The sequence below is a fragment of the Planococcus sp. YIM B11945 genome (genome assembly GCF_050864155.1).
GTDB lineage: Bacteria > Bacillota > Bacilli > Bacillales_A > Planococcaceae > Planococcus.
The window spans coordinates 77,414-91,934 of record NZ_JBOZWR010000003.1 but is presented as its reverse complement, the minus strand read 5'-3'; the positions used below and the strand labels follow the sequence as shown (position 1 = coordinate 91,934).

Annotated in this window: 13 protein-coding genes; 12 read left to right on the top strand and 1 reads right to left on the bottom strand. The window is 46.6% G+C overall.

Annotation, left to right across the window (positions count from 1 at the left end; all coding sequences use genetic code 11):
* Nucleotides 1-35 precede the first annotated feature (35 nt).
* The 10 genes from coaBC (at nucleotide 36) to ACRRQV_RS05045 (ending at nucleotide 11,649) form a co-directional block, all read left to right on the top strand.
* The gene (coaBC, locus tag ACRRQV_RS05090; RefSeq protein ID WP_432528338.1) at nucleotides 36-1,241 is read left to right on the top strand and encodes a bifunctional phosphopantothenoylcysteine decarboxylase/phosphopantothenate--cysteine ligase CoaBC; all 1,206 of its coding nucleotides are present in this window, start codon (nucleotides 36-38) and stop codon (nucleotides 1,239-1,241) included.
* Nucleotides 1,231-3,627 carry a primosomal protein N' gene (gene priA, locus ACRRQV_RS05085; RefSeq protein ID WP_432528336.1) on the top strand — a complete coding sequence of 799 codons (2,397 nt, stop codon included), beginning with the start codon at nucleotides 1,231-1,233 and terminating at the stop codon, nucleotides 3,625-3,627. Before coaBC ends, priA begins: the two co-directional genes overlap by 11 nt.
* A 20-nt stretch (nucleotides 3,628-3,647) precedes the next feature.
* Entirely contained in the window at nucleotides 3,648-4,169 is a 522-nt protein-coding gene (gene def, locus ACRRQV_RS05080; RefSeq protein ID WP_432528335.1) for a peptide deformylase, read from the top strand.
* Nucleotides 4,166-5,098 (top strand): methionyl-tRNA formyltransferase, encoded by a 933-nt coding sequence (gene fmt / locus ACRRQV_RS05075; protein WP_432528334.1) that lies wholly within the window; start codon nucleotides 4,166-4,168, stop codon nucleotides 5,096-5,098. The genes def and fmt overlap by 4 nt, the downstream gene beginning before the upstream one ends.
* On the top strand, nucleotides 5,095-6,432 hold the full coding sequence (rsmB, locus tag ACRRQV_RS05070) for a 16S rRNA (cytosine(967)-C(5))-methyltransferase RsmB (RefSeq protein WP_432528332.1): 1,338 nt from the start codon (nucleotides 5,095-5,097) through the stop codon (nucleotides 6,430-6,432). The genes fmt and rsmB overlap by 4 nt, the downstream gene beginning before the upstream one ends.
* A 150-nt stretch (nucleotides 6,433-6,582) precedes the next feature.
* Complete coding sequence (locus ACRRQV_RS05065; protein ID WP_432528330.1) at nucleotides 6,583-7,317, top strand: Stp1/IreP family PP2C-type Ser/Thr phosphatase; 735 nt, start codon at nucleotides 6,583-6,585, stop codon at nucleotides 7,315-7,317.
* Between the two features lie 2 nt (nucleotides 7,318-7,319).
* Nucleotides 7,320-9,311: a Stk1 family PASTA domain-containing Ser/Thr kinase gene (gene pknB / locus ACRRQV_RS05060; protein ID WP_432528328.1), complete on the top strand. Its 1,992-nt coding sequence runs from the start codon at nucleotides 7,320-7,322 to the stop codon at nucleotides 9,309-9,311.
* A gap of 148 nt (nucleotides 9,312-9,459) precedes the next feature.
* Nucleotides 9,460-10,356, top strand: coding sequence for a ribosome small subunit-dependent GTPase A (gene rsgA / locus ACRRQV_RS05055; RefSeq protein WP_432528327.1), 897 nt, complete (start codon nucleotides 9,460-9,462; stop codon nucleotides 10,354-10,356).
* A complete protein-coding gene (gene rpe, locus ACRRQV_RS05050) occupies nucleotides 10,349-11,014 on the top strand; it encodes a ribulose-phosphate 3-epimerase (protein WP_432528325.1) in 666 nt (221 codons plus the stop codon). The genes rsgA and rpe overlap by 8 nt, the downstream gene beginning before the upstream one ends.
* On the top strand, nucleotides 11,011-11,649 hold the full coding sequence (locus ACRRQV_RS05045; RefSeq protein WP_432528323.1) for a thiamine diphosphokinase: 639 nt from the start codon (nucleotides 11,011-11,013) through the stop codon (nucleotides 11,647-11,649). Before rpe ends, ACRRQV_RS05045 begins: the two co-directional genes overlap by 4 nt.
* 406 nt (nucleotides 11,650-12,055) lie before the next feature.
* On the opposite strand, the gene rpmB is transcribed toward ACRRQV_RS05045, so the two are convergent.
* Complete coding sequence (rpmB, locus tag ACRRQV_RS05040) at nucleotides 12,056-12,244, bottom strand: 50S ribosomal protein L28 (protein WP_300985219.1); 189 nt, start codon at nucleotides 12,242-12,244, stop codon at nucleotides 12,056-12,058.
* Nucleotides 12,245-12,464: 220 nt separating this feature from the next.
* Here rpmB and ACRRQV_RS05035 point away from each other — a divergent pair, with 220 nt between their 5' ends.
* Both ACRRQV_RS05035 and ACRRQV_RS05030 read left to right on the top strand, forming a co-directional pair.
* Entirely contained in the window at nucleotides 12,465-12,827 is a 363-nt protein-coding gene (locus ACRRQV_RS05035; protein WP_432528321.1) for an Asp23/Gls24 family envelope stress response protein, read from the top strand.
* Nucleotides 12,828-12,845: 18 nt separating this feature from the next.
* Nucleotides 12,846-14,498 carry a DAK2 domain-containing protein gene (locus ACRRQV_RS05030; RefSeq protein WP_432528320.1) on the top strand — a complete coding sequence of 551 codons (1,653 nt, stop codon included), beginning with the start codon at nucleotides 12,846-12,848 and terminating at the stop codon, nucleotides 14,496-14,498.
* Nucleotides 14,499-14,521: the final 23 nt, after the last annotated feature.

Here is a 14,521-nt window from a genome sequence, read left to right as displayed (position 1 = left end):
CTTTGGGAGTTTGTTGTTTAGAAAGGGTGTTTGAGTTGTTGGCGAATCGTAAAATTTTATTGTGTGTAAGCGGAGGCATTGCCGTTTACAAAGCGGTTGCGCTTGTTAGTAAACTGTCTCAGGCAGGGGCTTCCGTCAAAGTAATTATGACTCAATCAGCGACAAATTTTGTTCAGCCGCTGACGTTTCAAGTGATGTCGAGAAACGATGTTTTCTTTGATACGTTCGACGAAAAAGATTCAACCGTCATTGCCCATATCGACTTAGCGGACTGGGCTGATTTGGTCATCGTGGCGCCGGCTACTGCCAACGTCATCGGCAAGTTGGCGAACGGCATTGGCGACGACATGGTAACGACCACTCTGCTTGCTGCAACAGCGCCGATTTGGATAGCGCCGGCGATGAACGTTCATATGTACGACCATCCTGCAGTCAAACGGAATATCCAGCGGCTTCACGAAGACGGCGTGCGGTTTATCGAACCGTCCGAAGGCTTTTTGGCGTGTGGCTATGTTGGCAAAGGCCGGTTGGAAGAACCAGAAAAAATCGTTGAACTCGTTGAAGGGCATTTCATGCGCGCACAAAAACTGATTGGCAAAAAAGTCGTTGTGACTGCCGGTCCGACACGTGAACGGATTGATCCCGTGCGGTTTTTGACGAATTTTTCAAGCGGTAAAATGGGCTATGCCATGGCACAAGCGGCTGCCGAACTGGGAGCGGAAACGATTTTGATCAGCGGCCCGGTTTCGTTGCCGGCGCCAAGCGGCGTAACCCGCGTACTCGTAGAAAGCGCTGAAGAAATGCTGAATGCAGTAGCTGCCGAATATGATGATGCGAACATTGTCATTAAAACCGCGGCGGTTGCCGATTACCGGCCAAAACAGGTTTACGGCCAGAAAATGAAAAAACAGCAAGGCGATTCCACGATTGAATTGGAACGCACAACCGATATTTTACAAACCCTTGGCAGCAGCAAACAAGGCCAAATCTTGGTTGGTTTTGCAGCAGAAACGAATAACGTCAGCCAGTACGCCAAAGATAAATTAGAACGGAAAAACGCAGATTTTATTATTGCTAATGACGTGACAGAAGCGCAAGCCGGATTTGAGTCGGATACCAACCGGGTGACGGTTTACGGCAAAGGCGGTTTTGAACAATCGTTTGACATGCTGCCAAAACAAGAGTTGGCGCGGCAATTGCTTCAGTTGATCATCGAACAGGAAGATTCCCATGATCGCTGAAGTCATTGTCGATGTTGCCGCCCATCCGATTGACCGGCCCTTTGATTATGCGATTCCGAAACAATTTGAAGTATTGGTGGAGCCAGGCATGCGCGTTAAAGTACCGTTTGGCCCCCGCAAAGTGCTTGGCTTTGTAACAGGGATCAAAGATTCCTCGGAATTCGATCCGGCTCGCTTAAAGTCGATTCATGAGCTGATGGACGTTGTGCCCGTCTTGAACAAAGAAATGCTGGAGATGGCAAATTGGATGAAAAAGCAGACGGTCTGTTTTGAAATAGACGCGCTGAAAGTGATGATTCCTGCGGCTCTCCGCGCGAAATACGAAAAACGCTTTGTCTTGAATGGACCGCTGGAACAGCTGGCTGAACCGCTGCGCCCCTATTTCAAAGAAAAGCCGTTTTTGCGTTCTCAAGATGCAGTGGAAGTATACGGCTTATTGAAAAAAGAATTGGCAAATGGAACAATTGTGGCCGATACCGATATTTCGCAGCAAACCGCCGTCAAAAAAGTACGGATGATCCATATAACGGATTCGCCTGAGCAGTTAGATGAGATTGACATTCGCCCGAATGCCAAACAGCAAATCAAACTGATGGACTATTTGAAAAAGAATATCGGGCGGGCGGTTGAGTCATCGCAACTGCAAAAAGAAGCAGGCGTCTCGCTGCCGACGGTTTATGGCTTAGTGGAAAAAGGGGCAGCGACGATGTCCCTGATGGAGTCGTATCGCGATCCAAGCATGCTGACAGAAATCGAGAAAAAAGAGTCGCTGCAGTTGACCGCAGCGCAGCAACTTGCGTTTGATGCCATCGATTCTTCATTAAATCAATCGAAGACCTTTTTGCTCCATGGCATAACGGGAAGTGGGAAAACGGAAATCTATCTGCAAACGATCGATCAAGTACTAAAAGAAGGAAAAGAAGCGATTATGCTCGTTCCGGAAATTTCGTTGACACCGCAAATGACAATCCGTTTTAAAGAGCGTTTTGGCGATATGGTCGCAGTGCTTCACAGCGGCTTATCGGCCGGGGAAAAATACGACGAATGGCGAAAAATTCAGCGCAATGAAGTGAAAGTGGTCGTTGGCGCCCGTTCGGCTATTTTTGCGCCGTTTGAAAATCTCGGCTTGATTATTTTGGATGAAGAACACGAATCCAGTTACAAGCAAGATGATTCGCCTCGCTATCATGCGCGCGACATGGCCATCTGGCGCAGTGAATACCACAATTGCCCAGTCATTTTGGGCAGCGCAACGCCATCGCTTGAATCGTATGCCCGTGCACAAAAAGGGGTTTACGAGCTGCTAGTTCTGGAGCAGCGGGCAAAAAATCAGCCGCTGCCGAACGTGGAAATCGTCGATATGCGTGAAGAATTGCGAAAAGGAAACCGTTCCATGTTTTCGGTGCAATTGGCCGATGCCATCCGGGAACGCCTGGAGAAAAAAGAGCAAGTCGTCTTGTTCCTGAACAAACGCGGCTATTCGTCATTTGTGTTATGCCGCGATTGCGGGACGGTCATGCAATGCCCGAATTGTGATATTTCCCTGACTTACCATCGGTCTAGTGAATTGATGAAATGCCATTATTGCGGCTATGATGAACGGGTGCCGCACACGTGCCCGGAATGCCAAAGCGAACACATCCGCTTTTTTGGAACCGGCACGCAAAAAGTGGAAGAAGAGCTTGCGAAATTGGTTCCGGATGCCCGCGTCCTGCGAATGGACGTAGACACCACGCGGAATAAAGGGTCTCACGAAAAGATCCTCAACACGTTCGGCGAAGGAAAAGCCGATATTTTGCTGGGTACGCAAATGATTGCAAAAGGGCTGGATTTCCCAAATATTACGTTGGTCGGAGTACTTTCAGCAGATACAACGCTGCATTTGCCGGATTTCCGGGCCGCCGAAAAAACTTATCAATTGCTGACGCAAGTCAGCGGCCGTGCAGGGCGGGATATCCTTCCCGGAAGCGTCTTTGTGCAGTCGTATACGCCGGAACATTACGCGATTACGCTTGCAAAAGACCAATTGTACGAACCGTTTTACGATCAGGAGATGGCGATGCGGCGGGCAAGCGGCTATCCGCCGTATTATTACGTCGTCAATGTCCAATTTACCCACGAAGATTTGATGACGGCTGCAGGATATGCCGAACAAACGGTGCGCTACTTGACGAGTCACTTATCGCCGAACACGCTGATCATCGGGCCATCTGCTTCGCTAATTGCCCGCGTCAACAATAGATATCGCTACCAATGTTTGATAAAATACAAAAAAGAACCGAAACTGGCTGAAGTCATGCAGCAATTGATCAAAATTTACCGTACCGACTGGATCAAAAAAGGTGCGACGTTGTCGATCGATATGAATCCGACTTCAGTGATGTAAAAGAAATGGGGAAATGAAAAATGGCGATTTTAGATATAGTAAAACACCCGAACGCAGTATTAGAACAAAACTGCGAACCGGTTACAAAATTCGATAAAAAATTAGGCGTTCTATTGGATGATATGCACGAAACAATGGTGGAGAACGATGGCGTTGGAATTGCGGCTCCTCAAATCGGAAAAGCAATACGCGTCGCAATTGTTGATTTTGGCGAAGGCCAAGAGCCGATTGAAATGGTCAATCCTGAATTGGTGTTGTTCGAAGGAGCGGATACGGATGTGGAAGGCTGCTTGAGCTTCCCGGGAATTTTCGGTGAAGTGGAGCGCTACGACCATATCAAAATCAAAGCACAAGAACGCGACGGCACGTGGTATGAACTGGAAGCGGAAGGCTATGAAGCGCGCGCCATTTTGCATGAAATGGATCACTTAGACGGGGTTTTATTCACCAGCAAAATTTCGAAATACGTCACGCAAGAAGAATTAGACGCCATGATTGCAGAAAGTGAAGCTGAAGCGGCTGCTGAGGAGGAACAAGTTTGACGAGAATCGTTTTTATGGGAACGCCAGCTTTTTCTGCGCCGATCCTTCGCATGCTTGTTGAAGAAGGCTATGACGTCGTATCCGTTGTCACACAGCCGGACCGGCCAGTTGGACGCAAAAAAGTGCTGACGCCGACGCCGGTCAAAGAAGAAGCGCTGCGCCTAGGCTTGCCGGTTTACCAGCCGGAAAAACTGAAAAATCCGGAAGAGCTTCAGCACGTCTTAGATTTGCAGCCAGATCTTGTGGTCACGGCTGCATTCGGACAAATTCTGCCGACTGCTATTTTGGAGACGCCAAAGCTTGGGGCAATCAACGTCCATGCTTCGCTGCTTCCGGCATACCGCGGCGGCGCGCCAATCCACCAAGCCATTATCGACGGCCAAACGGAAACTGGCGTGACGATCATGTATATGGTGGACCGCTTGGATGCGGGGGATATCATTTCCCAAGTAAAAGTGGACATTACTAAACACGATCATACCGGCAGCATGTTCGAGAAATTGAGCGTTGCCGGTATGGAACTTTTAAAAGAAACGCTGCCTTCGATCATTGAAGGAACTAACGAACGGATTCCACAAAACGAAGAGCATGTAACGTATGCGCGCAACATTTCGCGCGAACAAGAACGCATCGATTGGACAAAACCTGCATCCGCCATCTTTAACCAAGTGCGCGGCTTGCATCCTTGGCCAGTCGCGTACACAACCTATAATGATGCCAATATGAAAATTTGGTGGGCAGAAGAGCGTAACTCGCAAAAAAACGGGAAGCCCGGGGAAGTGCTGGAACTGGCTGACGATGCCATTTTGGTTCAAACAGGGGATGGGGCATTGGCTATCAAAGAACTGCAGCCAGCCGGCAAGAAGCGCATGGCTGCAGAAGATTATTTAAAAGGACCGAAAATCCAGGCAGGAGATTTATTCGAATGAAAAACAAAAAACTTCAAGGCAATGTGCGCGATGCGGCTTTTTCCATTCTTTGGGCAGTCGAAAACAAACAAGCCTACAGCAATTTGCTGTTGCACCAAACGATTCAAAGTTACGGCATTGCGGACAAAAACAAAGGCTTGCTGACTGAGATTACGTACGGGACGCTTCAGCACCAAATGACGCTCGATTATTATTTGGAGCCTTATCTTAAAGGGAAAATCGAACCGTGGGTAAAAATCTTGCTCCGGATGTCGCTTTACCAAATTGTTTACTTGGACCGCATTCCGTCCCATGCAGTCGTCCATGAAGCTGTAGAAATCGCCAAACGGCGAGGGCACAGCGGAGTAGGTTCAGTCGTAAACGGTGTCCTTCGTTCCATCCAGCGAAGCGGCGTCCGTTCGTTCAATACGATTAGCGATCCGATTGAGAAAATCTCAATTGAAACGAGCCATCCGGTGTGGATGATCAAACGCTGGTCCGAGCAGTTCGGCCATGAAAAAACCCGTGAACTGGCGCTGGAGAACAATAAAACCCCTGAACAAACCGTCCGCGTCAATACGGTCCGCGCCACGGTAGAAGAAGTGATCGATATGCTCGAATCAGAAGGGCTGGAAGCAACGCCGAGTAAATGGGTGCCGGAAAGTCTGATCATCACAAACGGCCAGCCCGCACGGACAGCAACTTTTGAAAAAGGGTTTATTACCATTCAAGATGAAAGTTCGATGCTGCCAGCTTATGCTTTGCAAGCAAAACCGGGCATGAACGTTTTGGATATGTGCGCGGCTCCGGGAGGGAAAACGACGCATATAGCTGAAAAAATGAACAACGAAGGAACGCTCGTGGCAATCGATTTGCATGCACATAAAGTCAAATTGATCGAAGAAACCGCGGCTCGCCTTGGCCACACGATTATTGAAACAGCAGTCGGCGACAGCAAACTGAGCGTTGAGCGGTTCGGCGAAAAACGCTTTGACCGTATTTTGGTCGATGCACCGTGCAGCGGCCTTGGCGTCATCAAGCGCAAACCCGATATTAAATACACCAAAAAACAAGAAGATTTTGAACGTTTGCAGGACATCCAAGTAGATCTTCTTGCACAAGCTGCCCAAGTGATCGCAGACGATGGCATCATCGTTTACAGCACGTGCACGATCGATTCGGTGGAAAACCGCGGCACGGCCGAACGTTTTTTGAAAGAACATCCGGAAATGGAAAAAGTCCAGGTCGTATTGCCAGAAACGCTTGGAGTGAAGAATTCCGGGTTTGTCCAAATTTTCCCGCAAGATTTTGGCGGCGATGGCTTCTTCATCGCAGCATTCCGCAAGAAAAACTAAAAGAAACTCTACTTAGCTGGGCTTCGTCCTGCCTAATGGGAACCTGCAGGGAAAGGCAGAAATGCACGATTTCCCATAAATAAATAAAATTAATTAAACCTTCACAGCTAATGAGCAGAATTGGGGTGACATCTTTTGTTTCAATACGTAATGGAATCCGATACAGGAAAAAAACGCGAAATTAACGAAGACCGGGTCGCTGTTTTAAAACGGCCGGAAGGGTTGCTGCTGGTGTTGGTTGCTGATGGAATGGGCGGCCATAACGCGGGTGATGTCGCCAGTGAAATGACGGTCACTGCGCTGAGCAATATTTTTATTGAAGAACAGCAAGCGGCTTTTTTGACGATTGACAGCAAAAAAGAATGGCTCTCGCGCCATGTCCGCAACGTCAACAAAGAAGTTTTTGAGTACGCTGAAAATACTCCAGGATGCAAAGGGATGGGCACGACGCTTATTGCAGCGCTCATCGACAACAAAGATTGCGTGATGTGCCACATCGGCGACAGCCGTGCTTATGTGATTGACGGCTCGGTTGAACAGTTGACGCGCGACCATTCCTATGTAAACGCCTTAGTCGACAGCGGTGAAATCAGCGAAGAAGAAGCGGAAGACCACCCGAAAAAAAACTGGATTGTCAAAGCGTTGGGCACAGAGTCTGATATTGAAGGCGAATTTCTTCATTTTTCGTTAAAACCTTCGTTTTATTTGTTGATCTGTTCCGATGGCTTGAGCAATAAAGTCAGCAAAACGGATATTGCATCCATTGTCACTTCGTCCATCCCTTTGTCGCAAAAAGGGGAAGAACTGGTGAAACTTGCCAATCATCTCGGAGGTGAAGACAATATTTCGTTTGTTCTTTTAACCTCGCAGGTTGAGGAGGTCTAGCTATGCTGATCGGCAAAAACATTAACGGCCGCTACAAAGTACTTGAACTAATTGGCGGCGGCGGGATGTCCAATGTCTATTTGGCACATGACATGATTCTCGACCGCGACATCGCCATTAAAGTTTTACGCTATGATTTTTCAAATGAAGAAGAACTCCGCAGACGATTCCAACGCGAGGCACTTTCAACCACAAGCTTGGCGCATCCAAACATCGTCAATATTTTCGATGTCGGCGAAGACGGGAATTTGCATTACCTGGTCATGGAGTACGTTCCAGGAAAAACCTTGAAAGAATACATAATCGAACACTCACCGGTAGCGCCTGAACGGGCAGTTGAGATTATGAAACAATTGGCTTCAGCATTGGCGCATGCTCACCACAACCAAATCATCCACCGCGATATCAAGCCACAAAACATACTGATGGATGACAATGGAAATGTGAAAATCACGGATTTCGGAATTGCGATGGCGTTAAGCGCTACGTCTTACACGCAAACCAATTCCGTGCTCGGCACCGTCCATTACCTTTCTCCGGAACAGGCGCGCGGCGGAACTGCCAATAAAAAATCAGATATTTATTCACTTGGGATTGTCATGTTTGAATTGTTGACAGGAAAATTGCCTTTTTCAGGTGAATCCGCAGTTTCGATTGCTTTGAAACACTTGCAGACCGAAACGCCTTCCCTGCGGGCCACAGTACCCACGCTTCCGCAAAGTTTGGAAAACGTCGTGTTGAAAGCGACGACGAAAAACGCGCAGCACCGTTATCAAACGGCAGAGGAAATAGAAGAAGACTTGGCAACGGTTTTATTGCCCGAACGAATTAACGAACCAAAGTTTGCCGTTCCGGTTGATCAGGACGAAACGCGTGCTATGCCCATCATTAAAGATGTGACAGCATACGGCAATGTCGAAGAAACAAAAATTATTGAACCAGAAAAAACAGCAGTGCTTAAAAAAACGGAAGCGAAAACTCCGTCTGAAAAAAATAAGAATAAGAAAAAGAAAAAAGCGCCATGGATTATTGGTATTCTTGCAGTGCTAGCGGTAGCAGGCATCATTACCGCTTTGGTATTTACAGGCATACTTGGGCCACGGCAAGTCGCTGTGCCAAATGTTTCAAATATGGAACGTGTAGAAGCGATTGAAGAATTGACGGCTGCAGGGTTTGTTGTCGGTGAAGAAACCGAGCAATTTTCAGAAGACGTGGAAGAAAATAACGTCATTCGGACCATTCCAGAAGCTGGAAAAATGCGCGACCGAGAATCCAGAATTCAACTTTTTGTCAGCAAAGGCAAAGAAACAACTGAACTTGAAGATTTTGTCGGCACCGATATTGAAGATACGCTAGAGGTGTTGGAAGAACAAAATTATCCCCCAGCTGAGAAAACCGAAGAATTCTCAGATGAGCCGCCTGGAACAATTTTGGATCAACGCCCACGTGCTGGCTCGCAAATTGTCATCAGCGAAACCAAACTTGAGTTTACCGTCAGCAAAGGCAAAGACATGCGTACGGTGGAAGACCTTACCGGATTTACCGAAGAAGATTTAAACGGATTTGCCCGTTCTTCCGGCTTTGATATCCGAATTGTTGGCGAAGCGGCATCGGATACGGTCCAAGAAGGAAATGTCTTGTCTCAAAATCCAGCTCCGAAAGAAAAGCTCGAAGCAGGCAGCACGATTGAAGTGACGCTGTCATCCGGTCCGAATGCATTGCCTCAAAAAACATACATCAAAACGATTGAAATCCCTTATGAACCGGATGAACCGGCCGAAGAAGGGGAAGACCCAGTCGCGCAAAAAGTTCAAATATACATTCAAGACCAAACGCGCACGATGGCGGAACCGGCTGAAGAATTTGACATCACAGAAGCCGAAACCCGGCAAATCGAGATGGAAATTGCCGAAGGCGAAAGCGCCGTTTACCGAGTGGTCCGCGATGCTACGGTGATTTTAGAAGAAACAATAGATTACGATAGCGTGGAATAAAAACGACTGTTTTGCAACAAAATCATAACTATATAAGTTGAACTTAATTATTAATAGAGGTGGCTGATATTCCGCTCAACAGCTACGAAGATATTGGCCGAAGCAAGTTTCATTAGTTCACCTATATAGTACAAGAAGGAGTGAAAGCATGCCGAAAGGTCAAATTAGAAAAGCGTTAAGTGGATTTTATTACGTTATGGATCAAGATGGGGAACGTTATATTCAGTGCAGAGGCCGCGGTGTGTTCCGCAACCGTCAAATTTCACCGCTCGTTGGAGATTTTGTGGATTATGAAGCAGACAACGATTTAGAAGGCACCATCACGGTGGTCCATGAACGCAAAAACGAACTCGTGCGCCCGCCAATTTCGAATATTGACCAAGCCATTCTTGTTTTCTCGGCAAAGCAGCCAGATTTTCATCCGCTATTGCTTGATCGTTTTTTGACTGCCATCGAATCCCATTTTATCAAACCGGTTATTTGTTTGACAAAGACAGATTTGTTGAGTGAAGAGGAAAAAGAACACTTGCAAGTGTATATAGCGGATTATGAAAAAATCGGCTATGAAGTGATTCCGACCTATAAAGGCGATCCCGCTTTGGCGGAACGGCTCATGCCGGTTCTTGAAGGGAAGGTCAGTGTGCTTGCAGGGCAGTCGGGGGTTGGCAAATCGACGTTGCTGAACACGATTTTGCCGTCGTTGGAACTGAAAACCGATGACATATCGCGTGCGCTAAACCGGGGGAAACATACCACGCGCCACGTGGAATTGATTGAAGTGAACAAGGGACTTTTAGCAGATACGCCTGGATTCAGTTCGTTCGACTTTGAAACAATGGAAAAAGAAGAGTTGTCGGATTGCTTCCCTGAAATGGCGGAGCGGTCTGGCAGCTGCAAGTTCCGGGAATGCCTGCATTTGAATGAGCCAAAATGCGCCATCAAAGCAGCTGTGGATGCCACTGAAATCCCGGCATACCGCTATAAGCATTACTTGAAATTTTTAGAGGAAATCATGAGCCGAAAGCCGAGGTATTCGAATGATTAAAATTGCACCTTCTATTTTAGCAGCGAACTTTGCCAAGCTTGGTGAAGAAGTATTGGAAGTGGAACGAGCTGGAGCCGATTTGATCCACATTGATGTGATGGACGGCCATTTTGTTCCGAATATTACAATGGGGCCGATCGTGGTCGAAGCGCTTCGCCCCTTGACGTCACTGCCGCTGGATGTTCATTTAATGATTGAACATCCAGACCAGTACATTGAAGATTTTGTGAAGGCTGGAGCTGATTTGATTACGGTCCATGTGGAAGCAACACCGCATCTTCACAGAACGATCCAATTGATTCGTTCACTTGGTGCCAAGCCTGGGGTTGTGCTAAATCCGCATACGCCAATCGAAGCTATTCAACATGTTTTGGAAGATGTCGACATGGTGTTGTTTATGACCGTCAATCCAGGATTTGGCGGCCAAAAGTTCATTCATTCCGTCATTCCAAAAATTGAGCAATTAAGTCGCTTGATCAAAGAAAAAGGATTATCGGTCGATATTGAAATTGATGGCGGCATCAATGAAGAAACGATTGTCCAATGTGCGAAAGCTGGGGCGAATATTTTTGTAGCTGGTTCAGCGATTTACAATAAACCGGACCGGGCATATGCTTTGCAATCGATTAAAAGAGCCGGAGAAGAGGCACTTCTTTGATAATCGTTCTTGTTGCTGGAGGGCCGTCTATTGAATTGCCGGATTTGGCGCAATGGCCGAAAGCTGCTTTTATCGGAGTGGATGCCGGAACGGTTACGTTGTTAAACAAAGGCATTACGCCAATTGCAGCTGTTGGGGATTTCGATTCAGTTTCTGCCGAAGAACTTAAGGAAATTGAAAGGCTGTTTCCGGATTTGGACCGGGCAGCTGCTGAAAAAGATGAAACCGATACTGAGCTGGCGCTTGAAAAAGCGATGGAGTTTCAGCCTGATGCGGTCATAATCACAGGGGTAACAGGCGGGAGGCTCGATCATTACATGAGCGCGCTCCATGCCATTTACTCGTTTCAGAAGAAATTTCCGGATATTCATTTTTTGCTCGTCAACCGCCAAAACCGCATCCGCTTTCTAAATGCCGGCAGCCATACAGTCGAACCTAATGAACGCTACCGCTATATTTCGTTTTATCCGTTCGCCGAAAAAGTAGAAGGCCTTCTGCTTTCCGGCTTTAAATACGAAGTGGCCGACGAATCAATTGAATTCGGTTCTACACGCTTTATCAGCAACGAATTGAAAAAGATTGGCACCGTTACTTTCTCGCAAGGCAGCTGCATCATGGTCGAAAGTTCGGATTGAGGCGAACCTGCCATAAAACAAAAAAACGCACGTTCTGAAATGGAGGATTGAACTTCCACTGGACAGAATGTGCGTTTTTTACATTAAAGATAAACAACTATATAAGTTGAACTAAAGAAACTAGCTTTTACACACCGCTTCGGACGCTTTGGGCATGGTACTACTCCCTTTATGTAGCGAGTAGTACTCCTGTCTCTGCATTGCTTCGCTAGCTTCGAGACATGAAAGAGCGTTGCTCCTGCAGCGCCATGCGCTTCGTCGCAAAGATATGGACCAAATTCTATTTGGTCCATATCTTTGCAGCTGGTCTGCGGAATATCGACACGTGGGAATCATTAATTCAACTTATATAGGCACGAAAAAATGCCAGGCTGACAAAGTCAGACCTGGCATTATTCATGAGCGTTTATACGCGCTCAACTTTACCTGATTTCATTGCTCTTGCAGAAACCCATACGCGTTTCGGTTTACCGTTTACAAGGATACGAACTTTTTGAAGGTTTGCTCCCCATGTACGTTTAGTCGAGTTCATCGCGTGTGAACGGGCGTTGCCTGCGCGGGCTTTGCGTCCAGAAATTGCACATACTTTAGGCATGTAAGTCCCTCCTCACAAGTGAAGCTGAAAATTATATAGATATTTCAGTTCGTTTTTCGTTTCACATACTTTAATAATTTAACATACACATTCAGGGTTTGCAACTAATTTTGGCAGTCTTTAAAGAAAAAAACCTTTACACTATAAACGGCAGCTTTTCTTATATAATACTTTCATGTAGAATGAAACTAGTGAAATAGGACTCAAGGGGGAATTTACAATGTCGATTGAATTAAAAAACGACTATGGTCAAATCGATATTTCCAATGACGTAATTGCTCAAATAGCGGGCGGAGCGGCAATTGAATGCTACGGAATAGTTGGAATGGCTACTCAGCATCAAATTCGCGACGGCCTCACTGATATATTGCGCAAAGAGAATTTTGCTAAAGGCGTAATCGTTCGGCAAGAAGGAACGGATCTTGTAATCGATATGTACGTAATCATAAGTTATGGAACGAAAATTTCCGAAGTGGCTTATCAAGTTCAGTCTAAAGTAAAATACACATTAACAAAAACTATTGGCATGCCCGTTAAAGCTGTCAACATCTATGTTCAAGGAGTTCGTGTGACGAACCCGTAAGAGGAGGAAGAATTGGTTATGAAGTCATTAAACGGAATTCAGTTCGCAGAAATGGTGCAGATGGGTTCTCATCATTTATTTCAAAATGCGGATTATGTCGATGCATTAAACGTTTTTCCGGTGCCGGACGGCGATACGGGAACGAATATGAACTTATCAATGACCTCCGGTGCGAAAGAAACTGAAGCAAACGCGGTCGAACATATTGGGAAAACAGCTGGCGCATTGTCAAAAGGTCTATTGATGGGCGCACGCGGCAATTCGGGTGTTATTTTGTCTCAGCTTTTCCGAGGATTCGGCAAGCACATTGCCAATGAATCAGAACTGTCGGCAGCTCAATTGGCGGCTGCTTTGCAGCACGGCGTTGAAACGGCTTATAAAGCGGTGATGAAACCGGTTGAAGGAACGATTTTAACTGTGGCAAAAGATGCAGCAGCCAAAGGAATGGAATTGGCTAAAACTGAAACCGATGTCATTGTTTTGTTTGAAGCTGTTGTAAAAGAAGCACAGGCTTCACTTGAGCGGACGCCTGATTTGCTTCCGGTTTTGAAAGAAGTAGGAGTAGTCGACAGCGGCGGCCAAGGGCTCGTTTACGTCTATGAAGGCTTTTTGGCATGCTTGAAAGGCGAAAAGCTTCCTGAAAAACACGCCCATAACACAATGACGGATTTGGTCAGCGCTGAACACCATAAAAACATAGCTGGCTTTATGGATACAGCAGATATTGAATTCGGCTACTGCACAGAATTCATGGTGAAATTCGAAGAAGGCAAGCACGAATTCAACGAAGCTTCTTTCCGCACGGATTTAAGCGCATACGGAGATTCACTGCTTGTGATTGCGGACGATGAAGTGGCGAAAATCCACATCCATTCAGAAGAGCCGGGGAAAGTTCTTACATACGGCCAACAATACGGCAGCCTGATCAGCATGAAAATCGAAAACATGCGCCAGCAGCATATTGACATCGTCGGAGAAGACTTTAAAAAAGATGCACCCAAAGCAAAAACAGCGCACCCATATGCAGTAGTGACTGTAGCAATGGGCGAAGGCATCGCTGAGCTGCTTCGGTCGATTGGCGCTTCATACGTCATTGAGGGCGGCCAGACGATGAATCCTTCTACGGAAGATATCGTAAATGCCGTAAAAGAAATCAACGCCGAGCGCGTATTGATTTTGCCGAACAATAAAAACATCATCATGGCGGCTGAACAAGCAGCTACTCTTTTGGATATTGAAGCCGCGGTCGTCCCGACGAAAGATGTGCCTGAAGGAATGTCGGCCCTGCTGGCATTTAATCCTTCCGCGTCGGTTGAAGAAAACCAAAAAACGATGGCAAGCGCCTCGAAAAACGTGAAGTCCGGTTCTGTTACGTTCGCAGTCCGCGACACGTCCATTGATGGGATTTCCATTAAAAAAGATGATTTCATGGGCATTTCCCAAGGGAAAATTGTCGTTTCAGAAGCAAGTCTGAAAAACGTAGCGGAAGAATTGGCCAAAAAATTGGTTGATGAAGAAGCCGAAATCGTAACGATTCTTTACGGAGAAGACGTAAGCGAAGGAGACGCAGAAGAATTAGGCGCCTTTATTGAATCGTTGAATGAAGAAGTGGAAGTTGAAATCCACAGCGGCAAGCAACCATTATATCCGTATATTTTAGCTGTAGAATAAAACTGAGAACCGCTTTGGCGGAC

What these genes read in the sequence shown, in the direction of transcription:
- priA (WP_432528336.1), top strand. Translation starts at nt 1,231, where the DNA reads ATGATCGCTGAAGTCATTGTCGATGTTGCCGCCCATCCGATTGACCGG.
- def (WP_432528335.1), top strand. Translation starts at nt 3,648, where the DNA reads ATGGCGATTTTAGATATAGTAAAACACCCGAACGCAGTATTAGAACAA.
- rsmB (WP_432528332.1), top strand. Translation starts at nt 5,095, where the DNA reads ATGAAAAACAAAAAACTTCAAGGCAATGTGCGCGATGCGGCTTTTTCC.
- ACRRQV_RS05065 (WP_432528330.1), top strand. Translation starts at nt 6,583, where the DNA reads ATGGAATCCGATACAGGAAAAAAACGCGAAATTAACGAAGACCGGGTC.
- pknB (WP_432528328.1), top strand. Translation starts at nt 7,320, where the DNA reads ATGCTGATCGGCAAAAACATTAACGGCCGCTACAAAGTACTTGAACTA.
- rsgA (WP_432528327.1), top strand. Translation starts at nt 9,460, where the DNA reads ATGCCGAAAGGTCAAATTAGAAAAGCGTTAAGTGGATTTTATTACGTT.
- rpe (WP_432528325.1), top strand. Translation starts at nt 10,349, where the DNA reads ATGATTAAAATTGCACCTTCTATTTTAGCAGCGAACTTTGCCAAGCTT.
- rpmB (WP_300985219.1), bottom strand. Translation starts at nt 12,244, where the DNA reads ATGCCTAAAGTATGTGCAATTTCTGGACGCAAAGCCCGCGCAGGCAAC.
- ACRRQV_RS05035 (WP_432528321.1), top strand. Translation starts at nt 12,465, where the DNA reads ATGTCGATTGAATTAAAAAACGACTATGGTCAAATCGATATTTCCAAT.
- ACRRQV_RS05030 (WP_432528320.1), top strand. Translation starts at nt 12,846, where the DNA reads ATGAAGTCATTAAACGGAATTCAGTTCGCAGAAATGGTGCAGATGGGT.